Origin of the sequence: Lysinibacillus fusiformis (assembly GCF_016925635.1) — a bacterium.
Classification (GTDB): domain Bacteria; phylum Bacillota; class Bacilli; order Bacillales_A; family Planococcaceae; genus Lysinibacillus; species Lysinibacillus fusiformis_F.
The window spans coordinates 4440945-4461588 of record NZ_CP070490.1; the positions used below are offsets into that span (position 1 = coordinate 4440945).

Below are 20644 nucleotides of genomic sequence, written 5' to 3' on the forward strand. Positions count from 1 at the left end.
TAGTGTTTATTTTTGATTGAAAAAACGAGATTTTTTTGTAAATTTACCCTTCATTTTTTGTCAAGAATCTAGATTTCTCTTCACTTCATTTATTTATCTGAATTTTCTAAAACCCTTTATATTCTTGAGTTTACGCCATTTTTTCTCTCCTAAGAGTATTTTCTGAAAAATTTTTTTTACATAATTTTTCTGAAATGTATTGCAATTTTGTGAACTGTTTCATAAAATGAAAATGTGAATTCACTAAACTAGCAAAATCAAGTCTTGAGGTAGAAAAAATATACACAAAATGGGGAATGTTAATGGGGAACAATCAAGCAAAAAAAGGTATCGTGATTGACTATGATACAATTGCAAACCAAGAATCGTTTAAATCTCTTGTACGAAGAAAGAATTCTTTTCTTTGGTCTATGACTGCCATATTTTTATCGGCATACATGTTGTTACCAATTCTGACATCGTACACAACAATTCTACACCAAAAGGCATTTGGGGAAATTACTTTTGTGTGGATCTATGCAGCAGGTCTTTTCATCATGACATGGGGGTTATGTCATTTATATGTAGCAAAAGCAAACAGCTTCGATAGAGAAGCAAAAGCGATTATCGCTGAATACGAGAACGGAGGTGGCCGCCGATGAGTAACGGAATGAGTTTTACAGCCATATTCTTCTTCGTAGGCATTGTTGGTTTAACATTAGTTATTACATGGTGGGCATCTAAACGTACATCTTCAGCAAGTGATTTCTACACTGCTGGTGGTGGCTTAACAGGCTGGCAAAATGGACTAGCTATCGCAGGTGACTATTTATCAGCAGCATCCTTCTTAGGTATCGCTGGTGCTGTAGCATTATTTGGATTTGATGGATTCTTCTTCTCTATTGGTTATTTGGTAGCTTACTTAGTGGTATTATATATTGTTGCTGAGCCGTTACGTAACCTTGGGAAATTTACTTTAGCTGATATGATTACAGCGCGTTTTGATAACGCAAAAGTTCGTGGAACAGCTGCTTTAAGCACTATTACAATTGTTTTATTCTACATGATTGCACAACTAGTTGGTGCAGGAGCACTTATTCAATTACTATTAGGTATCGACTATTGGATCGCCGTATTAATCGTAGGTTTCATGATGACAACTTACGTGCTATTCGGTGGTATGACAGCAACATCTTGGGTACAAATTATTAAAGCTTGTCTTTTAATGTTAGGTACGGTTATTATTTCGTTCTTAGTATTAAAAGAGTTCGGCTTCAGTATCTCTACAATGTTTAAAGAAATGACTACTGTTACTGACAGTGGTGCTGCTTATTTAAACCCAGGTCTTAAATATACAAATGGACTTGATACAATCTCTATGTTAATCGCGTTAGTATTGGGTACTGCGGGTCTTCCACATATCTTAATGCGTTTCTTCACAGTAAAAGACGCAAAAACAGCTCGTTCATCTGTTATTTGGGCTACTTGGATCGTAGGTATCTTCTACGTTCTAACAATTTTCTTAGGCTTCGGTGCAGCAGCATTCGTTGGGAAAGAAGATATTATCGCAGCAAACGCTGCTGGTAACATGGCTGCCCCACTTCTTGCAGAAGCACTTGGTGGCGACATTCTATTCTCATTCGTTTGTGCCGTAGCATTCGCAACAATTTTAGCGGTAGTAGCAGGTCTTGTACTATCTGGTGCATCTGCCCTATCACATGATATTTATGGACAAATTATCAAAAAGGGTAAAATTACAGAAAAAGAGCAAGTTCTTGCAGCTCGTATCGGTTCGATTACAATCGCTGTTATTTCTATCCTATTAGCACTTGGTGCACAAACATTAAACGTTGCATTCTTAGTATCTTTAGCATTCTGTATTGCAGGTTCTGCTAACCTTCCAGTTATTATTTACACAATTTATTGGAAACGCTTTAATACAGCAGGTGCTGTTACTGCGATGTTAACAGGTTTAATCTCTGCGTTAGTATTAGTTGCTATGTCTCCAAACGTGTGGAATCCAGTTGAAGGTAAGGCCATTTTCGTAGGTGATCCATTAATTATGTTAACGAACCCAGCCATAATCTCTGTACCACTTGGTTTCCTTGGTGGTTTCTTCGGCACATTACTTTCTAAAGAAACAGATGATGCGAAATATCGTGAAGTTGACGTTAAAGCAAACACAGGTATTTCTGTACAGGACGTATCTCACTAATACACTCGACAGCCTCGTAAGTATCTTGCTTACGAGGTTTTACTTTTTCTTCCCTATTCGCTACTATAGAATTAAATAATGAATTGGAGGTTATGCTCGTGTCACAGTCTAACGCTAAAAAAAAACGTATGCATATTAAACGCACAGTCGGTAAAGATGTTGAAAAAAATCGACAATCTATCTCTTTCAGTACACATGAACGCTTAACGAAAACAAAGAACGAAAAATTGGAGCATGATTATACAAAATATAAAAAGCAGTATAAGGACGATTAACTCGTACCCTATACTGCTTTTTCTTTTAAAGCCGATAGAAGGCTTTCGTGTTTTGCGTAATGATTTTGGCCGCTTCCTGTATTGACAGTCCTTTGATAGAGGCAATCACCTCAAGCGTAGAATGCATCATCCATGGCGATGTACGCTTGTTCGTAAACGGTCCTTCAAACGGCCAAGGACCATCCGTTTCCACCATCATCAGTTCAATCGGATAAGCATGAATTAGCTGTTGAATCTCCTCTTCATACAAACAATCTGGCGTAATGGAAATAAAATAACCACGCTCGATCATGCGCTTCACAACAGCTTCATCCCCTTTAAACCAATGAAAATGGGCTTGACGCAGCTGATGCTTTTCCAGCAAATCACACACAACACTAGCGTCCTCATATACAGCGTGTAATACAATCGGCTTATCCAGTTCCTTCGCCAATACAACAAAACGCTCTAATAACGCCACATAAGGACGATCATCAATCGCTTGCTCTTGCCTTAAATAATAAGGTAGACCCACCTCACCAATAGCCACCATCTCATCCTTATGCGTACGAATCCAATCGAATAAAGCTGCCTCATCGCTTGGACTTAGTAAAGGCTGTTCAGGATGGAAGCCAAAAGCAGCCTTTACTTGCTGATAGCTGTTCGATAAACGCAACGTTCTTTCACACGAGGATAGTTGCATGCTAACCGCAATCACAGCATCGACCTCTTCCAACAATAATGGAATTTCCTCATCGTTATACTGTTCCAAATGAATATGCGCATCAATCAACATACATATCACCCTTTTCTTCTTGTAAATACGTAAATAGCTGTTGCTTTAACGCTGTGAACGCTGCGGAATGTCGAATCTCCTCTTTCCGTGGTCTCTCAAAGGGCACGATGATTTCCTTTTTAACAGTTGCTGGACGTTTGGTTAAGACAAGTATACGATCCGCTAAAAAGAGAGCTTCCTCAATACTATGTGTAACAAATAGGATTGATTTACGATACTCTTCCCAGATGGATAAAAGCCATGCCTGCATTTCCAGTCTTGTAAATTCATCCAACGCAGAAAATGGTTCGTCTAAGCATAAAATCGGCTTATCACTAACCATTGCACGAATGAACGATACACGCTGCTGCATGCCTCCTGACAGTTCGTTCGGATAGGCATGGATAAAGGAGGCAAGACCAACCTTTTCTAGCCATGCCTTGGCACGTTCCACATCAGGTTTATGCTGTAATTCCTCTACAAGCGTGACATTTTCTAAAATCGTACGCCAGGGTAATAGGCAAGGTTGCTGTGGCATATAGCCAATCGTTCCTCTTTTTTGCTGGATATCCTCTTCATTTAATAAAATGGCTCCTTGATCAATTGGCGAAACACCACCAATTAATTGAAAAAGTGTGCTCTTACCACTGCCTGAAGGACCCACAATGGCCACAAACTCACCATCCCTTACGTCAAATGAAAGTTGATCAAGGACTTTTAGTGCATCGAAGGATTTAGCGATGTTTTGAATGCTGAGCATGATAGCCTCTCCCCTTCACCATGAATTTTTCAATCAAACGAATCCCGCTAAACAATAGTAAGCTCAAGAGAACAATCGCAAAAATTGCCACAAATACACGATCTGTTCGGAAGGAGGACTGAGCTAAGGTCATGTAAACACCAATACCCTTTTTTGCACCGAGCCACTCCGCAATCACAGCCCCCATCACACTATATGTAGCAGCAATTTTAACGCCTGAGAAAATGGCTGGATAAGCATGAGGCCATTCCAGCTTCCAAAAAGTTTGTGCCTTGGTAGCACCGATCATGGCAAAATAATGCTTTAATTCAGGGGCCGTTTGCCTAAATCCATCCATCGCTGCAATGACAATTGGGAAAAAGCACACGAGGCAAATAATAATGAGCTTCGGTAATAAGCCAAAGCCAAACCAAATAATAAGCAATGGTGCCAAGACAAGAATGGGAACATTTTGCGACATAATAAGAATTGGATAAAACAACTCCCGAATGAATGTAAAACGATGCAACACAATCGACACCGTTAGACCACAAGCAATGCCAATGGCCAGACCTAGTAAGGCTAACTGCACCGTAGCGAATACATGTGGTAGAAAGGTTTGATACGACTGAAAGGCTTCCGACAAAATACTACTTGGCGCAGGTAATAACCAATGTGGAACTTCAGCAAAATGCACGATTAGTTCCCATATGAATAAGAGGAAGGCGATAAAAATTATCGTCCTTCCCTTTTGCAATGCACGTTTCATTACTGATATTTCTCCGTTAATGTATCCATCGTAATACCCTTTGGCTGATATAAAATTTTCACTTGTGTAATAACATTAATGGCTCCTAGCTCGATCATCTTCTCATTCATTTTTTCAATGATTTGGAGCAATGTAGAAAGCTCGCCTTCCATCGTTGTTTCCAATGGATGTACCTCATATTTCACGCCAGAAGCATCGATCACAGCAATCGCTGCATCCACATAAGGGATAACATCTTCATATTTCTCTGTCTTTGGTATGATTTGCACACTGATTAATGAATTTGCCATGTTAATTGGCCTCCTTTTTAGGTAAGAAATCATTTGTAAAGGCTTGTTTCGCATCAAACTCGCCCTCTAGTACATGATTGCTAGACATCCATTTTGCATAGTTTTCCCACACAGAAAGCTTTTGCTCTCCCCATTGCTTGGCATCATCCTGATATTTATCTGCCAGCCATTCCTGACTTTTATGCACTAGCTCTTTATCTAAATCAGGAGCCGCTTCGATTAACATATCAGCTGCTTCACTTGGGTTTTCTATTGCGTATTCATAGCCTTTTGATGTAGCTGCAACAAAGGCTTTGACAACATCAGGGTTGTCCTGTAGCATTTTTTCATTCGTAGCTAGAACAGGTGTATAGTAATCCAATTGATCACTATAATCCGTTAGATACAGCATATTAATCTTTTCCCCACGCAGCTCAGCTTCAATCCCAGTCCATGCATAATAAATCCAAGCAAAATCAATGTCTTTTTCCATCATTGTGAAGAAATCTAAATCCCCTGCATTGACGATATCTAGCTTATTGATATCTGCCTTTTCTGTTTGCATTAATGATTGGAGAACGGCTTGCTCTAATGGCGCACCCCAACCACCATAAGTTTTACCTTCAAAATCCTTTGGCGATGTAATGCCTTTTGATGCAATAGAAGCAAAGCCAGATGTATTATGCTGAATAATCGCTGCGATAGAGACCAGCGGCACATCTTGTACACGCGCCTGTGTAATGCCTTCCTGATAGCTCACGCCAAACTCTGCCTTTCCAGAAGCAACAAGCTGATCTGCGCCCGCCTCACCAGGCATAATTATCTCAACATCTAAGCCCTGTTCCTCAAAATAACCAAGTTTTTTTGCGACATACAGACCTGTATGATTCGTATTCGGTGTCCAATCCAGTACCACAGACACCTTTTTCAGCTTGTCACTTGCCTGCTTGTCCTCCTTGTCACTACAGCCCACCAAAGTCAAAAGTGCTGCCAATAGAATAAATAACCATTTTTTCATGCGAAAGCCTCCCAGTTTGTAATATGAAAGTGTTCATGAATGAATGTTGTCACCAGAAGAAAGCGTATACAAGGTTTTCAAACTATTGCTTGAAAACATAAAAAAACGCCTAGGATTCCTCCCAGACGTATTACAATCATTCTTCAAAACTTTGCTTTTTTGAATAGATGTTCCCTACGCTGGTACGAGCCAAATCAGGTTCAAAGGGTCAGCGTCTATCGGACACAATCTCAGCTAGCAACTACTAGCCCCCCTACATTCTTTCGCTATGAACTTTTCGATGATTATTATACCCATAGTTACACTTAAATGACAAGGTGCTATTTTTGAATAACGATTGTATTCAAGACAAAAGCCCAGTTCTCCTAAGAGACTGGGCATGATATTAGCTAGGTTTTTGTTCTTTTTTGGCTGTTAATACATGGGAAATCGCCCCATCTGTTGCAATATCCACTTTAAACGAACCGTTGGAATGGCGATCTGCACGAGACAATGCTTGTACAGCAATTACCTCTTGAACGCCTTTTTCGGTTTCAATCACAACCTGCTCCTCGTCTGTCGCTTGTATAACTGCTACAATTCGGTGAGGATTTGCTTTTAACTCTGTTAATACTTTTAGTCCACGTTTTGCACGACTTGCTACTTCAACTTCAGCGACATTCATTTTCTTCACGGCTCCACGCTGTGTCACAATCACTACATATTGTGTAACATCAGGCTGTAGCACATTGACACCAACTAAGGCTTCTCCATCTTTTAGCGTGATCCCTTTCACACCGCCTGTTTTCACACCTGTAACGGGTAGTTCCTCCATCGGGAAACGAATCGCATAGGCTGTATCCGTTGTTAGCATCAGTTCTACATCATCCGTCACAAACGATGCATAGATCATCGCATCACCAGCCTTGACGTTCATCGTTTTAATTGGCTTTGAATAACGTGTTACCGCATAGTCTGCGAGTGGTGAGCGCTTAATTTGACCATCTTTTGTGGCTGTGAAGACATACGTATTTGGCTGTTCAAATGTTTCAAAGCCATAGACCGCAATAATCGATTCATCTTCCCCTGTTGGGACAATACTGGAAATATGCTGGCCCAGGTCCTTCCAGCGTATGTCAGGAAGCTCATGAACAGGTTGATAAATATAATTGCCACGATTTGTGAACAGCAATAGATGGTGCTGTGTATTTAAGTTTGCTTCATACAATAAATAATCCGAATCCTTCATGGCAAAATCTTGCCCATTTGAAGCGGCATGAGAACGTGTCGATGTACGTTTAATATAACCGTCCTTCGTCACTGTCACGACAACCTCTTCACTTGGCACAAGGACATCCAATGTAATTTTAATTTCTTCAATTTCCTGCTCAATCTTCGAGCGACGTGGCTCTGTAAAGCGTTTCTTAATGTCTAGCAACTCTTGTTTAATAACACGTACTAGCTTGGCTTCACTTTGTAGAATGCCCTCTAGCTTCGCAATTAACTTATTTAACTCGTCCTGTTCCTGACGAAGCTCTGTAATATCCGTATTCGTTAAACGGTATAATTGTAGGCTTACAATGGCCTCTGCTTGTACCTCTGTAAAATCAAACTTCGCTTGTAAATTAAGCTTTGCATCCTTCTTATCATTAGAAGAACGAATCGTCGCAATTACTTCATCTAAAATGGAAAGGGCTTTAATTAAGCCTTCTACAATATGAGAACGGTCCTTTGCCTTTTGTAAATCGTAAATGGAGCGGTTTGTCACTACTTCTTTTTGATGGGCGATATACGCATCCAGCAATAATGGCAATGTCATCATCGTTGGGCGACGATTGTGGATGGCAATCATATTAAAATTATAAGCTACCTGTAAATCCGTTGTTTTAAACAAGTACTGTAAAATTCCTTGCCCTGGTACATCCTTTTTCAGCTCAATCACGACACGTAAGCCTGTACGGTCTGATTCATCTCGAATTTCCGCAATACCTTCTAGTCGTTTATCTACACGTTGCTCATCAATTTTTTTCACAAGATTCGCTTTATTTACATCGTATGGTAACTCCGTGATAACAATTTGCTCTTTGCCACCCTTGATTGGTTCGACAACCGCTTGGGCACGGACAATGATTTTGCCACGACCTGTTTCATACGCCTTTTTGATGCCGTCCACACCTTGAATGATACCACCAGTTGGGAAATCTGGCCCTTTAATCACCGTCATCAATTCATCTACACTAACATTAGGCTTGTCTAAGCGCATCAACACAGCATCCAGTACTTCATCTAAGGCATGTGGCGGAATATCCGTCGCATAACCAGCGGAAATCCCTGTAGAGCCGTTGACTAATAGGTTTGGAAAACGTGCTGGTAAAACGGTTGGCTCCATATCCTGGTCATCAAAGTTTGGCACAAACTCGACCGTTTTCTTGCCAATATCTCGTAGCATTTCAGCGGCAATAGCAGATAGTCTCGCCTCTGTATAACGCATCGCAGCTGGTGGATCACCATCGACCGAGCCATTGTTCCCGTGCATCTCAATGAGCATATGACGCGCCTTCCAGTCCTGACTCATACGGACCATCGCCTCATACACAGAGCTATCGCCGTGCGGATGATAGTTACCAATCACGTTACCCACTGTTTTTGCGGATTTACGGAACGGTTTATCGTTTGTATTGCCTTCTGTAAACATCGCATATAAAATACGGCGCTGTACTGGTTTAAGACCGTCACGTGCATCAGGCAACGCGCGGTCTTGAATAATATATTTACTATAGCGACCAAAACGGTCACCCATCACTTCTTCTAACGGTAAATCTTGAAACTTTTCTGTACTACTCATGCTTGGTCCTCCTCTTGTTGGATGAATTCATTCTCTAAAATGTTAGAATCATCCTCCATACCGAAGTCTACATTGGCTTCGATCCACTTACGACGTGGTTCTACCTTATCGCCCATTAACGTCGTGACACGTCTCTCTGCACGTGCACCATCCTCGATTGTGACACGAATCAACGTCCGTGTTTCAGGGTTCATCGTTGTGTCCCATAGTTGGTCTGCATTCATCTCACCAAGACCTTTATAGCGCTGTAATATGTAACCCTTTCCAACCTTTTTGATGGCCTTTTGTAAATCACTTTCTGTCCAAGCATATTCAATGACTTCTTTTTTCCCAGTACCCCTCGAGACTTTATAAAGCGGTGGTAGCGCGATATAGACTTTTCCTGCTTCAATTAGTGGACGCATATAACGATAGAAGAATGTTAATAGCAAGACTTGAATATGTGCCCCGTCTGTATCCGCATCGGTCATAATCACTACTTTATCGTAGGCGGAATCCTCCACCGCAAAATCCGTTCCAACACCTGCCCCAATCGCATGGATAATCGTTGAAATTTCTTCGTTTTTCATAATGTCCTGTAGCTTGGCTTTTTCTGTGTTGATTACTTTCCCACGCAATGGCAGAATCGCTTGGAATGTACGATCACGGCCTTGTTTGGCAGAACCTCCTGCAGAATCACCCTCGACTAAATACAGCTCATTTTTTGACGCATTGCGTGACTGAGCTGGCGTTAATTTTCCTGATAGAATCGTACTACCCTTTTTGTTTTTCTTCCCATTTCGTGCATCCTCACGTGCTTTACGAGCCGCTTCACGTACTTGCTGCGCACGAATCGCTTTACGAACAAGGGAAGCCGATAACTCCGCATTTTCCTCTAGCACATACAAAATTTGCTCAGACACCACACTATCCACTGCAGAACGAGCCTCACTTGTACCAAGCTTGCCCTTTGTTTGACCTTCAAATTGTAGTAAGTGCTCTGGGATACGAACAGACACAATGGCCGCTAAGCCCTCACGAATATCTGTCCCCTCAAGGTTTTTATCCTTGTCCTTTAACAAGCCAATTTTTCTTGCATATTCATTAAAGACACGTGTCAATGCTGCTTTTGCACCCGTTTCATGTGTACCACCATCACGTGTACGAACATTATTAACAAATGATAAGATCGTTTCCGAATAACCATCGTTATACTGGAAAGCGAACTCTACTTCGATATCATCTTGTATACCTTCTACATATTTCACTGGATGAAGGACATCTTTTTCCTCATTCAAATACGCAACGAAAGCTTCAATGCCATTCTCATAAAAGAACACATCATTTTTGCCTTCCTCGCGCTCATCGATTAATTCAATTTTTAAACCCTTTAATAAAAAGGCTGATTCACGTAATCGTTCTGCTAACGTATCATAATTGAATTTTGTGACAGAGAAGATCGTTTCATCTGGTAGGAAATGGACAAGTGTTCCTGTCTGCTTGGTTTGACCAATATTTTCAAGCGTTGTGACAGGCTGTCCCCCGTGCTCAAAGCGCTGACGATACTTTTTGCCATCACGATGAATCGTCACCTCTAAAAATGTTGAGAGCGCATTCACAACAGAAGAACCAACACCATGTAAACCACCACTTGTTTTATAGCCACCTTGACCAAATTTACCGCCAGCGTGTAACACCGTAAAAATAATTTCTGGTGTCGGTTTGCCCATTTTATGCATACCGGTTGGCATCCCACGGCCAAAGTCGCGCACACTCATACTTTGATCTTTATGAATTGTGACAATAATATGAGATCCAAAGCCAGCCAGTGCTTCATCCACCGCATTATCTACGATTTCATACACAAGGTGATGAAGTCCACGGCCATCCGTCGAACCGATATACATGCCAGGTCGTTTGCGCACCGCTTCTAATCCTTCCAATACTTGTATAGCGTCATCATTATAGACGCTAGTTGACTGTTTATTCGTCAAAAAAATTCCCCTCCAAAAACAAACACATGTTCTATTTATGTTCTCATCCTAATAATAATAGCATTTCCTGTCAATAGCTAGCGACAGGTCCAATCATTTTAATAATTTGCTCACAGTTTTGATCATATTTCTAAATAGTAAACATCTTCAACAGTTGCTTAAAATTGGTATTTAAGCAAGACAGACTGCTTCTAGCTTCCATCAACATTGGACGCATCGAAGCCTATATAGTTGCAAAATAAATTTGTGTTGCTTGCAGATAGAAGCACTATTACGTACCTTGGGATGAAACTGGATAAAGTTAGACTTCTATTCTACCAAAGGAATGAGCGATTGACAAAATTGCCTTTTTGCCTATATTTTTAAAAAGGTTTTTTCACTTCTTACAAACTTTTGTCTAAAAGCCTAGCCCTCGCTAATAGATTCTCTTTTGTATTGAATTCAAGGCTTCCTATGAAATCTCCTTCATATCATTGTAGATTAGCAAGAAAAAGTGTAAAATACTTGTTACAAACTATTAGTACCAAGTGATGGACTATGAATGAAAGGAGTCCAGCTATGATCAATGGACTTATTATTTTATGTGCTTATCTAATCGGCTCTATACCTTCTGGATTATGGATAGGCAAAATTTTTTATAATACCGATATTCGTGAACACGGGAGCGGTAATCTTGGTGCGACCAATACTTTTCGAACGTTAGGGAAGAAGGCAGGTATTGTTGTTACGGTGATGGATGTCTTAAAAGGAACAGCCGCTGTCTTACTCGTGACACTTCCCGTTTTCTCTGACAGTACACTTCATTCTTTATTACTTGGTCTTGTCGCTGTGATCGGTCATATGTTTCCGATCTTCGCCAACTTCCGAGGTGGGAAAGCCGTGGCAACTTCTGCGGGTGTATTATTAGGCTATTCTTGGCCTCTCTTTGTCCTACTATTTATTACCTTTATTGTGACATTAAAAATCACAAAAATCGTTAGCTTAACATCGATGATAGCCGCTTTAGTAGCGCTTATTTATGCAATCGTTTATTATTTTATTACAGGTGACTTTGCATTAGGCATCTTGGTAGCCTTTTTATTTACCTTTATTGTTTATCGCCACCGTGCCAATATTGCACGTATTAAAAACGGCACCGAACCAAAGGTAAAATGGCTGTAGGAAGAGAGGAGCATTTGAAATGAACATTGCATTGACAGATGAAGCCCTACAATGGTTCAAACATGAAATGGAAGTTGAACCTGGCGATACAATTCGCTTTTATGCACGCTACGGTGGCTCTAGTCCGTTTCATGAAGGCTTTTCACTCGGCATGACACGTGAGGAACCCATTGCCATAGGTGTGCAGACAGTAATTGATGACGTCATCTATTACATTGACGAGAAAGATCTTTGGTTCTTTAACGATCACAATTTACATGTTGACGTTGATACAAGTAAAGATGAATTACAATACGACTATCGTACATAAAACAAGTCTATCCTTTCAGCCCATGAAAGGATAGACTGTTTTTTTTATTTAGTACAGAACAATTTTTCGAGACAACTTGAAAAACCCGCATACGAATGTTGCACAGTACATGATTTAACCGCAATTAGCTAATTTTTCATCCCCTTTTCGTTTATCTCTCAAAAAAATTGTCCACTCTAATGATAATGAACGTCCATTTGAGGAGGAAAACATATGTCCATGTCCAACAATATCGAGACCTCCCCATCCCATACAACGAACGATTTGTTGTATACTTCCCTATCTAAAAATATAAAAATCATTCAACAGTCACTAGGGCATAGTAATGATATTATCATACGCGAAATTACGATTGGAGAAGCGGTTCCCCATAACCTCGCTATTATTTCCATCGATGGCTTATCGGATAAAACCACTATTTCTGATTCTGTTATCGATAAACTGATGGCAAATATTGAAGAAGAACAAGATATTGAGATAACAACGATTAACCAATATGTTCGGAATTCCTATCTAACAGTAGGCGATGTGACGAATATCGAGCATTTTACAACACTCTATAATGCCATCCTCAATGGTGAAACGGTTATTTTATTAGACGGTTTTGCTGAGGGGATTGTGACAAGTACCAGAAGTGCCAAGGATCGAGCTGTCACAGAGCCATCGACTGAATCTGTTATTCGCGGACCGAGGGAATCCTTTACCGAAACCATACGTACAAATACTGCGCTCATCCGTCGCAAAATAAAAAGTCCGAATCTCTGGATAAAGTCACGCGTTATCGGTGATGTGACACAAACAGACGTTGCGGTGATGTATATAAATGGCATCGCCAGCGACAAAATTGTCGCAGAGGTATTAGCTCGATTAGACCGCATTAATATCGACGGTATACTGGAAAGCGGCTATATTGAGGATTTTATTCAGGATTCAAAAAATTCTATGTTTCCAACCGTCTACAACTCCGAACGTCCTGATGTCATCGCAGGTGAATTATTAGATGGCAAAGTGGCGATTCTCGTTGATGGCACACCTTTTGTTTTAGTTGTACCAGCGTTATTTACATCCTTTTTACAATCAGCAGAAGATTATTATCAGCATTGGATGATTAGCTCACTTGTACGTATCTTGCGTTTTTTTGGTATCAGTCTAGCATTAGTAGCACCTTCTTTGTATGTTGCAATTACCACCTTTCACCAAGAAATGCTACCAACACCTATGTTGATTAGTATTGCATCGCAAAGAGAAGGTGTACCCTTCCCTGCTGTTGTCGAAGCCCTTATTATGGAGATTGCCTTTGAGGTACTAAGGGAAGCTGGGCTACGGATGCCTAGAACAATCGGGCCAGCTGTGTCCATTGTAGGGACATTAGTTATTGGTCAGGCAGCAGTTGATGCAGGCGTTGTTTCGGCTGTAATGGTCATTATTGTGGCCTTAACGGCGATTTGTAGCTTCCTATTCCCTGCTTATGGCTTATCGAATACCATTCGTGTGCTACGTTTTCCATTAATGATTTTAGCTGCTATGTTTGGTTTATTTGGTGTCATGTTTGGCATTATGGTCATTATTCTTCATTTATGTAGCATTCGATCATTTGGTGTACCTTATTTAAGCCCTTTTGCACCGTTAATATTACAGGATCAGAAGGATGCCTTTGTGCTGTTTCCGCGTAGAAAGTTACTTACACGACCTCGTTTAGTCAATCAAAAAAATATTGTTAGAGGCCATAACTATGTCAATGTAAAAGGAAGGAAATAACTACTGGATAAATGAGGAATGGAATATGGCAAAAATAAAATGGATTTGCTTACTATGTATCCTCACTTTACTGTTAAGTGGTTGCTGGAGTAAGCGTGAATTAAATGAACTAGCCATTGTCGTAGCACTGGGCATTGACAAAATAGACGAAGAATATGAAATTACGGTTCAAATTGTCGATCCTAGTGAAGTTTCAGTGCGACAAGCTTCCACTCAACGCTCTCCTGTTGTTAGCTATCATTCTAGAGGCGAAACCATCTTTGAGGCCATTCGAAAAATGACGACCCTTGCTGCACGAAAGCCTTATTTTGCCCATCTTCAAGTGGTTGTTTTAGGAGAAGATCTCGCGAAAGAAGGAATTAGTGATGCACTCGATTTAATTGTAAGGGACCATGAATTTCGTAAGGATTTCGATGTCATTATGTCTCATGAAGCGACAGCGAAGGAAGTATTAAATGTCTTAACACCCATCGAAAAGGTTCCAGCTAATAAAATGTTAAATTCCCTCGATGTCTCTGAGAGAGCTTGGGGTTCCACAATAGCTGTTAATATTGATGAACTAGTCAATACGTTAAGCAACAAGCATAAAGGGGCGTTAATTTCTGCTATTGAAGTTCATGGCGATAAGAAATTAGGGGTAGATCAAACAAATGTGCAACGTGTTAAAACACCTGTGCTGTTACAATATGCGGGATTAGCAGTCTTTAAAGGGGATAAATATATGGGGCTGCTATCCGAGGGTGAAAGCAAAGGCATTAGCTTTCTTAATGACAAAATTCAAAGTACGATTGAAATCATCGCCTGTCCTAACAAAGGGACTTTATCTACGGAAATCACCCAATCCACTACAAAAGTGAAAGGGTCATTTAAAAATGGGAAGCCGAAAATCGATGTTCATATTAATGTTGAGCAGAATGTTGGAGAGGTCGAATGTGATATCAATCTCACCAAAAATAAATCGATTGATTACGTTAATAAAAAAACAGCCCAGGGTATCGATGAACGCATTGAAAAAACATTAGAGATAATGCAACAGCAATATGAAATCGATGTTTTTGGTTTTGGTGATGCCCTACATCGTGCAGATGCAAAGCAGTGGGGAAAAATCAAGGATGAGTGGGCTTCCCTCTTTCCCGATTTGGCAGTGGCTGTTCACGTGAAGGTAACAACACAAGGATTGGGTACGATGCAAAATTCATTATTAAACAAGCCAAAGGAGGAGTAATGAAATGGTGCTAGCTGTAGCTATCTTGATCATCTCAATCATCGTTGCACTTCTATTTATTCCAAAGTTCAAAAAGCAACAGGATAAAAAAACCATTATTGTCTTCTCCTTTTTGCTATTCATTGGAACTGCTTTAAATATGGCCATTGCCCTGAAAGTCCATATTCCAAGCCCATTAGATTTAATTACCTTTATCTTCACACCAATTAAGGATTACATTGTGTCATTCACAAAATAAAAAGATGGACTGAGAAACGGAGGGTAGCTAGATGGAAAAAGAGATCATTAGTTCAAGACAGTTTACAATCGTTACCTTCCTCTATTCTATCGGTACAGCAATTTTAATTATCCCTTCAAGTATTACGGGCGCTGCTAAGCAAGATGCTTGGGTTGCGGCAAGCATTGGTGTTGTGCTTAGTTTACTGGTCATTAAGTTATTCTTAACACTCGCCAATCAAACACCCTCTCTTAATTTTATAGAGGCGAACGAAAAAATTCTTGGTCGTTTTTTGGGGAAAATCACAGCCATTTGCTTTCTCATTCTCACCTTTTTCTCCACTGGAGAGTTACTTTATTTTATTGGTATTTTTATGAAAACCGAAGTTATGCCAGAAACACCGACATTAGCATTCGCCCTACTGTTCAGTATCATTATTATGTATGCCGCGTATCTAGGGATTGAGACGTTTGCCCGTTCAGCAGAAATTCTCTTTCCGTTGTTTATCTTTATCTTTATTTTTTTCGTCGTTTGTATTACCCCTCAAATTACATTTGAGAATATTCAGCCTCTACTAGAAGCAACCAAAACATCTATGTTTTATAGTATTGCACGCTTTATGAGTATCTTTTCCTTTCCATTACTCGTGTTATTGATGCTATATCCTGCTGGCGTCAATGTACAGCCATCTGCACAGAAAGGGCTATATATTGGGACCATCCTTGGTGGTGTCGTCTTAATTACGTTGATTGTCCTATCGATTCTTGTCTTAGGGCCTGAAAACACAGCATCTAGGACATTTCCCAGCTATGCCTTAGCGCAAAGAATATCCATAGGGAATTTTTTGCAACGTATTGAAATTATTATGGCATTTATGTGGATTTCGTCTATTTATATTCGCACATTTATGTATTTCTATACGACCGTTGTTGGCCTTGCCCAAATTTTGAAAATCAAGGATCATCGTCCGCTTATTTTACCGATGGGCATCATTATCATTGGACTTTCTCAAATTGTTCATCCAGATATTGTGCATTCTACTAATTATAATAATGAAATTTGGCCTATCTTTTCCTTTATCTTCACCATTTTATTACCAATACTTTTGTTGATTGTGGCAGTTATTCGAAATCGTAAATCTAAGGCTCAAAATACCGAAACACCCCAACAGGATACAACGAAGGAAAATCAAAAAGTCTAATTTCTTTTACGTTTAGAAAAGAAATTAGACTTTTTATTAATTAGATATGATATTCGATTTCATCTACAAAATCCCATTCGTATGGTGTTTCTTGGTAGACATAGTAGTTCAACCAGTTAGAGAATAATAAATGCGTATGGGCACGCCATGTATTCATCGGCTCTTGTTTCGGATCATCATTCGGGAAGTAATTCACAGGGACGTCGATATCTATGCCCTTCGCCACATCACGGCTATATTCATCGGCTAGTGTTGTCGCATCATACTCCAGATGCCCCGTTATCATAATATTTTTATTATCTTTTGATTGTACGATGAATACCCCTGCATCCTCTGAATAGGATAATAATCGTAGGTCTGGATGATTGCGAACCTCGTCAATGGAAACAGATGTATAGCGAGAATGAGGCGCAGTAAATAAATCGCTAAAGCCGCGCACTAAATCCACCGTTAAATCTGTAATTACATGGGAATAGACGCCTGAGCATTTAGCAGCAAGCTCGACCTTCCCAATGCCATAATGGTGATACAATGCAGCCTGTGCCCCCCAACATATATGTAGCACGGATGTCACATTCTTTTTAGACCAATCCATAATTTCTGAAATTTCCTGCCAATAGTTGACATCTTCAAATGCCATTTTTTCTACAGGTGCCCCAGTAATAATCATGCCATCATAGCGTCGGTGACGAATTTGGTTGAACGTTGTGTAAAATAGTTGCAAATGAGATTTACTCACATTTTTCGATTCATGTGTGGCCGTATTTAAAAAGGTAATATTCACCTGTAGTGGTGTATTCCCTAATAAACGTAGTAATTGAAGCTCTGTTTTTTCTTTTTCAGGCATTAAATTTAGTATTAATATATTTAATGGACGGATTTGCTGTGTTTTCGCTCGATCCTCTTCCATGACGAAGATTTTTTCCTCACGTAAATGTTCTCCAGCTGGTAAATTTTTCGGAATATTAATTGGCATCTTGCTTTCCCCTCTCTATAATCACTCTCTTTTTTAGCAAACCTTGCTTGCAAAGAATGCAACTAAATTAAAAAATCCTCCTCATTCCATACGAGATAGAATGAGAAGGATTTTTTCACGTCCACTCTTATCTCTCAAAGGAAAAAATCCTTTGCTGGAATTAGCACCTTTCTAACAATTGTTAGAGGTTGCTGAAGCGTCATCGGGCCAAATCCCTCAGCTTCTCTTGATAAGATTATTTAATTATCTTGAATTGTAACATGAACTAGTTAGAATATCAATAATTCATAGAATATTTTGTGATTCAAGTGCATGTTCCTTGCTCATTTGATGTACACTAAGCTTGCTATATGTGGTGTTTCTACATTTAAAATTTATGGTAAACATGCCGTAATTATGTTACCATATACTTTTAGTAAGAGAGAGGAACGTGAATAGTTTGATTAAAATTGAATTTCCAAAACCAGATCTAGTAATCCGTCAACGTGAACAAGATTTAAAACCAGGTGATGTGGAAATCACACCTTACTTCGGTTTTATTGACTTCCATAAAATCACACGTGATAAAGGCGGCATTTTCTTATTCTATAATGACAAGAATGAGCTATTGTTTGTTGGGAAAGCACGTAAAATTCGTCAACGTATTAAAAAACATTTCGAGGACAATGTATCTCCGATGAAAAACCATCGTGATGAAGTGTTCAAAATTGAAGTCTATGAAGTAGAAGATCCAATGGAACGTGAAATTTACGAAACATATGCGATTAATACTTTCCGCTCTAAATACAATGTAGACAAAGTCTTTTATTAGACATCATGCAAAGAAACCGAAATCTCGTCTAGAGGGATTTCGGTTTCTTTTTTCACATTATGGTCATGCGATCGATTGGTGTACTCTGGCTATTTATTCGCAAATCAATGGTATCAAACTCAGGATTCTTGACGTTGATTTGAAAAACATAGGGCTGAGCCTCTTTCCTTTGCTCGCTGCCTTCTTCTAGCTGGATGATAAGCCTATTTCCCTCAGCCGTAATACTTGCCAACACATTCCCCTTTGAATAATAGACGAGGTAATATGAAGCATTATTTTCATGCAATAGTTGTATTCTGTCATTAGAAACAATATTTTTTTGGATATTGTCGGGGACAACAGTTAGCTCATGAATCGCTAGTGGATCAGCAGCTGGTGTAGCGTTACATGCTCCTAACATTAGTAAACTCATTAAACCTAGCAACACGATTTTTTTCACGTTACTCCCCTTCCCTTATACGATTATTCCAAGAAGAAAGCTTTTCGCTCCTTAGCAATCCAGTCTTCTAACTCCTGATCATCCCGTTTTACCAGTCGATTGATGAGCACATCATGCCAAATATAATCCTCTAGTAAATAAATATGGACAGGATCATTGGTGATAAAAGCCGTCTCTTGCGTGGATGGAGAGTGACCATAAATCATTTCCTGACTATCTATCGATAAGATAAACCAATGCGGTGTAGACGATTTTTTTGTATAGTGTGTGGCTCTATGCTGGTCAATCGAGGCTAAATGCTCCCCCACATACAAAGTAATTCCATGGACAGGAACATGCTGGGCCACCTCTTGCAACTCTTCTCGTAGCGCATCATACATATCCTCCCACATTGACAGCATCACCTTTTTCTCCGCTTTCTTTAGAAGTGACTGACAATAGTTAATGATGGATTCCTTGCCCTTTAGCATGACCACTTTAGGCTCCGCTTCTTGCACTTTTTCCTCTAGTTTCTCTAATTTCCCGCGCATAGATGTAAAATTTGACTCCCAGCGTTGTTGCATTTGCTGTAAAAACACAGACACTGGCATTGCCGCATAGGTTGTTTGTTCTGCGGTCTCTTCTTTTAACACGATGCCCTTATCTACAAGGATATTTAAAATATCATACACTCTTGCACGTGGTATGCCAGAATTTTTACTAACCTGATAGGCACTGACATGACTTTGCTGAACAAGTGCCGTATAGGCCTTTGCTTCATATTCTGTAAAACCCATTTCTTTCAACTGGGCGATTAATTCCTCCATGTAATCCCTCCATTATCTTTATTATAGGCTACTTTTGTGAAGATTTGCCAATGAAAAAATGAGGGTTTACAGCACAAATAAAATTAGTTACTATTTCAGTAGTAACTAATTTAAAAGAGGTGTAATATGTTTTTTGAAGTCGATGTACATATTCTTATACTGTTAATTTCATTTGGATTTCTGGCGGCTTTTGTCGACTCAGTAGTGGGAGGGGGCGGTTTAATTTCATTACCTGCTTTACTGTTTGTTGGCCTAAATCCAGCCGCAGCTGTTGCCACGAATAAACTAGCAGGAGCAATGGGCTCGCTCACGTCCTCGATTTCCTTCTACCGTTCTGGCCAGCTGGACATTCGCTCTGTCCTCAAATATTTTCCTCTAGCATTTATTGGATCTTTATGTGGTGCATGGACTGTACATCTAATCAACCCAGCATTACTAAAGCCCTTAATGCTTGTTATGCTGGCGGCTGTTGGGATATATACGATCTTTAAAAAGGATTGGGGCGCTGTCGCTACTGTAAAAAAACTATCTAAAACGCATTTATTTTTATTTATGCTGTTATTATTTGCTATTGGTTTTTATGATGGATTTCTTGGTCCTGGAACAGGCTCCTTTTTAATTTTTAGCTTCCTACTGGTAGGCTTTGATTTTTTAAAGGCGGCTGGTAATGCGAAGTTTTTAAATTTGGCGAGTAATGTGGCCGGCGTTTGTATGTTTGCTTACTTAGGCCAAATTCATTATGTCTATGGTTTAGTAATGGGCATTGCGCAAATTGGCGGAGCTATGCTTGGCTCGCGCATGGCGATCAAGAAAGGAAGCGGCTTTGTCCGCACGCTTTTTATTGTAGTCACGATGACACTACTTGCAAAAAATGCCTATGATTTTATGATGCATTAAAACAATAAACGCCACAGAATTTGATATC

Annotated in this window: 21 protein-coding genes and 2 riboswitches; of the genes, 11 read left to right on the forward strand and 10 right to left on the reverse strand. The window is 39.8% G+C overall.

Going from position 1 to position 20644, the window contains the following annotated elements; translation table 11 throughout:
- The first annotated feature begins 302 nt into the window (after positions 1 to 302).
- The 3 genes from JTI58_RS21845 (at position 303) to JTI58_RS21855 (ending at position 2469) form a co-directional block, all read left to right on the forward strand.
- Positions 303 to 641 (forward strand): DUF485 domain-containing protein, encoded by a 339-nt coding sequence (locus JTI58_RS21845; RefSeq protein WP_205443685.1) that lies wholly within the window; start codon positions 303 to 305, stop codon positions 639 to 641.
- An 8-nt stretch (positions 642 to 649) separates the two neighbouring features.
- Positions 650 to 2194: a solute symporter family protein gene (locus JTI58_RS21850; RefSeq protein WP_205447534.1), complete on the forward strand. Its 1545-nt coding sequence runs from the start codon at positions 650 to 652 to the stop codon at positions 2192 to 2194.
- A 92-nt stretch (positions 2195 to 2286) separates the two neighbouring features.
- On the forward strand, positions 2287 to 2469 hold the full coding sequence (locus JTI58_RS21855) for a hypothetical protein (protein ID WP_243456202.1): 183 nt from the start codon (positions 2287 to 2289) through the stop codon (positions 2467 to 2469).
- A 25-nt stretch (positions 2470 to 2494) separates the two neighbouring features.
- On the opposite strand, the gene JTI58_RS21860 is transcribed toward JTI58_RS21855, so the two are convergent.
- The 7 genes from JTI58_RS21860 to parE form a co-directional block, all read right to left on the reverse strand.
- Positions 2495 to 3244, reverse strand: a complete 750-nt coding sequence (locus tag JTI58_RS21860) for a TatD family hydrolase (protein ID WP_205443688.1) — start codon at positions 3242 to 3244, stop codon at positions 2495 to 2497.
- On the reverse strand, positions 3234 to 3983 hold the full coding sequence (locus tag JTI58_RS21865; RefSeq protein ID WP_205443689.1) for an ABC transporter ATP-binding protein: 750 nt from the start codon (positions 3981 to 3983) through the stop codon (positions 3234 to 3236). Before JTI58_RS21865 ends, JTI58_RS21860 begins: the two co-directional genes overlap by 11 nt.
- Entirely contained in the window at positions 3958 to 4731 is a 774-nt protein-coding gene (locus JTI58_RS21870; RefSeq protein WP_205443691.1) for an ABC transporter permease, read from the reverse strand. Before JTI58_RS21870 ends, JTI58_RS21865 begins: the two co-directional genes overlap by 26 nt.
- Positions 4731 to 5021 carry a thiamine-binding protein gene (locus tag JTI58_RS21875; RefSeq protein WP_205443692.1) on the reverse strand — a complete coding sequence of 97 codons (291 nt, stop codon included), beginning with the start codon at positions 5019 to 5021 and terminating at the stop codon, positions 4731 to 4733. Before JTI58_RS21875 ends, JTI58_RS21870 begins: the two co-directional genes overlap by 1 nt.
- Position 5022: 1 nt before the next feature.
- Positions 5023 to 6018, reverse strand: coding sequence for an ABC transporter substrate-binding protein (locus JTI58_RS21880; RefSeq protein ID WP_205443694.1), 996 nt, complete (start codon positions 6016 to 6018; stop codon positions 5023 to 5025).
- 154 nt (positions 6019 to 6172) lie between these two features.
- A riboswitch (TPP riboswitch) is annotated at positions 6173 to 6283 on the reverse strand.
- A 120-nt stretch (positions 6284 to 6403) separates the two neighbouring features.
- A complete protein-coding gene (parC, locus tag JTI58_RS21885) occupies positions 6404 to 8842 on the reverse strand; it encodes a DNA topoisomerase IV subunit A (protein ID WP_205443696.1) in 2439 nt (812 codons plus the stop codon).
- Positions 8839 to 10815, reverse strand: coding sequence for a DNA topoisomerase IV subunit B (parE, locus tag JTI58_RS21890; RefSeq protein WP_205443697.1), 1977 nt, complete (start codon positions 10813 to 10815; stop codon positions 8839 to 8841). The genes parC and parE overlap by 4 nt, the downstream gene beginning before the upstream one ends.
- A gap of 558 nt (positions 10816 to 11373) precedes the next feature.
- On the opposite strand from parE, the gene plsY reads away from it, so the two are divergent.
- The 6 genes from plsY (at position 11374) to JTI58_RS21920 (ending at position 16687) form a co-directional block, all read left to right on the forward strand.
- The gene (gene plsY, locus JTI58_RS21895) at positions 11374 to 11976 is read left to right on the forward strand and encodes a glycerol-3-phosphate 1-O-acyltransferase PlsY (protein ID WP_205443698.1); all 603 of its coding nucleotides are present in this window, start codon (positions 11374 to 11376) and stop codon (positions 11974 to 11976) included.
- A gap of 19 nt (positions 11977 to 11995) precedes the next feature.
- Positions 11996 to 12286: a HesB/YadR/YfhF family protein gene (locus JTI58_RS21900; protein ID WP_205443699.1), complete on the forward strand. Its 291-nt coding sequence runs from the start codon at positions 11996 to 11998 to the stop codon at positions 12284 to 12286.
- A 213-nt stretch (positions 12287 to 12499) separates the two neighbouring features.
- The gene (locus JTI58_RS21905; protein ID WP_205443700.1) at positions 12500 to 14044 is read left to right on the forward strand and encodes a spore germination protein; all 1545 of its coding nucleotides are present in this window, start codon (positions 12500 to 12502) and stop codon (positions 14042 to 14044) included.
- A gap of 25 nt (positions 14045 to 14069) precedes the next feature.
- The gene (locus JTI58_RS21910) at positions 14070 to 15269 is read left to right on the forward strand and encodes a Ger(x)C family spore germination protein (RefSeq protein WP_205443701.1); all 1200 of its coding nucleotides are present in this window, start codon (positions 14070 to 14072) and stop codon (positions 15267 to 15269) included.
- Between the two features lie 4 nt (positions 15270 to 15273).
- Positions 15274 to 15507 carry a hypothetical protein gene (locus JTI58_RS21915; protein ID WP_205443702.1) on the forward strand — a complete coding sequence of 78 codons (234 nt, stop codon included), beginning with the start codon at positions 15274 to 15276 and terminating at the stop codon, positions 15505 to 15507.
- 31 nt (positions 15508 to 15538) lie between these two features.
- Entirely contained in the window at positions 15539 to 16687 is a 1149-nt protein-coding gene (locus JTI58_RS21920) for a GerAB/ArcD/ProY family transporter (RefSeq protein WP_205443703.1), read from the forward strand.
- Between the two features lie 40 nt (positions 16688 to 16727).
- On the opposite strand, the gene metA is transcribed toward JTI58_RS21920, so the two are convergent.
- Entirely contained in the window at positions 16728 to 17663 is a 936-nt protein-coding gene (gene metA / locus JTI58_RS21925; protein ID WP_205443704.1) for a homoserine O-acetyltransferase MetA, read from the reverse strand.
- A 124-nt stretch (positions 17664 to 17787) separates the two neighbouring features.
- A riboswitch (SAM riboswitch) is annotated at positions 17788 to 17899 on the reverse strand.
- A gap of 203 nt (positions 17900 to 18102) precedes the next feature.
- Here metA and JTI58_RS21930 point away from each other — a divergent pair.
- The gene (locus tag JTI58_RS21930) at positions 18103 to 18474 is read left to right on the forward strand and encodes a nucleotide excision repair endonuclease (RefSeq protein WP_205447536.1); all 372 of its coding nucleotides are present in this window, start codon (positions 18103 to 18105) and stop codon (positions 18472 to 18474) included.
- 52 nt (positions 18475 to 18526) lie between these two features.
- Here the strand turns inward: JTI58_RS21930 and JTI58_RS21935 are convergent, their stop codons facing one another.
- Both JTI58_RS21935 and JTI58_RS21940 read right to left on the reverse strand, forming a co-directional pair.
- Positions 18527 to 18913 (reverse strand): hypothetical protein, encoded by a 387-nt coding sequence (locus JTI58_RS21935; protein WP_205443706.1) that lies wholly within the window; start codon positions 18911 to 18913, stop codon positions 18527 to 18529.
- A 23-nt stretch (positions 18914 to 18936) separates the two neighbouring features.
- Entirely contained in the window at positions 18937 to 19719 is a 783-nt protein-coding gene (locus JTI58_RS21940) for a TrmB family transcriptional regulator (RefSeq protein WP_205443707.1), read from the reverse strand.
- Positions 19720 to 19845: 126 nt separating this feature from the next.
- On the opposite strand from JTI58_RS21940, the gene JTI58_RS21945 reads away from it, so the two are divergent.
- A complete protein-coding gene (locus JTI58_RS21945) occupies positions 19846 to 20616 on the forward strand; it encodes a TSUP family transporter (RefSeq protein WP_205443708.1) in 771 nt (256 codons plus the stop codon).
- Positions 20617 to 20644: the final 28 nt, after the last annotated feature.

Coding starts and splice junctions, on each gene's coding strand:
- JTI58_RS21850 (WP_205447534.1), top strand. CDS start 650: ATGAGTTTTACAGCCATATTCTTCTTCGTAGGCATTGTTGGTTTAACA.
- JTI58_RS21920 (WP_205443703.1), top strand. CDS start 15,539: ATGGAAAAAGAGATCATTAGTTCAAGACAGTTTACAATCGTTACCTTC.
- JTI58_RS21845 (WP_205443685.1), top strand. CDS start 303: ATGGGGAACAATCAAGCAAAAAAAGGTATCGTGATTGACTATGATACA.
- JTI58_RS21875 (WP_205443692.1), bottom strand. CDS start 5,021: ATGGCAAATTCATTAATCAGTGTGCAAATCATACCAAAGACAGAGAAA.
- JTI58_RS21900 (WP_205443699.1), top strand. CDS start 11,996: ATGAACATTGCATTGACAGATGAAGCCCTACAATGGTTCAAACATGAA.
- JTI58_RS21870 (WP_205443691.1), bottom strand. CDS start 4,731: ATGAAACGTGCATTGCAAAAGGGAAGGACGATAATTTTTATCGCCTTC.
- JTI58_RS21940 (WP_205443707.1), bottom strand. CDS start 19,719: ATGGAGGAATTAATCGCCCAGTTGAAAGAAATGGGTTTTACAGAATAT.
- plsY (WP_205443698.1), top strand. CDS start 11,374: ATGATCAATGGACTTATTATTTTATGTGCTTATCTAATCGGCTCTATA.
- parC (WP_205443696.1), bottom strand. CDS start 8,842: ATGAGTAGTACAGAAAAGTTTCAAGATTTACCGTTAGAAGAAGTGATG.
- JTI58_RS21945 (WP_205443708.1), top strand. CDS start 19,846: ATGTTTTTTGAAGTCGATGTACATATTCTTATACTGTTAATTTCATTT.
- JTI58_RS21905 (WP_205443700.1), top strand. CDS start 12,500: ATGTCCATGTCCAACAATATCGAGACCTCCCCATCCCATACAACGAAC.
- JTI58_RS21915 (WP_205443702.1), top strand. CDS start 15,274: ATGGTGCTAGCTGTAGCTATCTTGATCATCTCAATCATCGTTGCACTT.
- JTI58_RS21855 (WP_243456202.1), top strand. CDS start 2,287: ATGCTCGTGTCACAGTCTAACGCTAAAAAAAAACGTATGCATATTAAA.
- JTI58_RS21910 (WP_205443701.1), top strand. CDS start 14,070: ATGGCAAAAATAAAATGGATTTGCTTACTATGTATCCTCACTTTACTG.
- metA (WP_205443704.1), bottom strand. CDS start 17,663: ATGCCAATTAATATTCCGAAAAATTTACCAGCTGGAGAACATTTACGT.
- JTI58_RS21880 (WP_205443694.1), bottom strand. CDS start 6,018: ATGAAAAAATGGTTATTTATTCTATTGGCAGCACTTTTGACTTTGGTG.
- JTI58_RS21865 (WP_205443689.1), bottom strand. CDS start 3,983: ATGCTCAGCATTCAAAACATCGCTAAATCCTTCGATGCACTAAAAGTC.
- JTI58_RS21860 (WP_205443688.1), bottom strand. CDS start 3,244: ATGTTGATTGATGCGCATATTCATTTGGAACAGTATAACGATGAGGAA.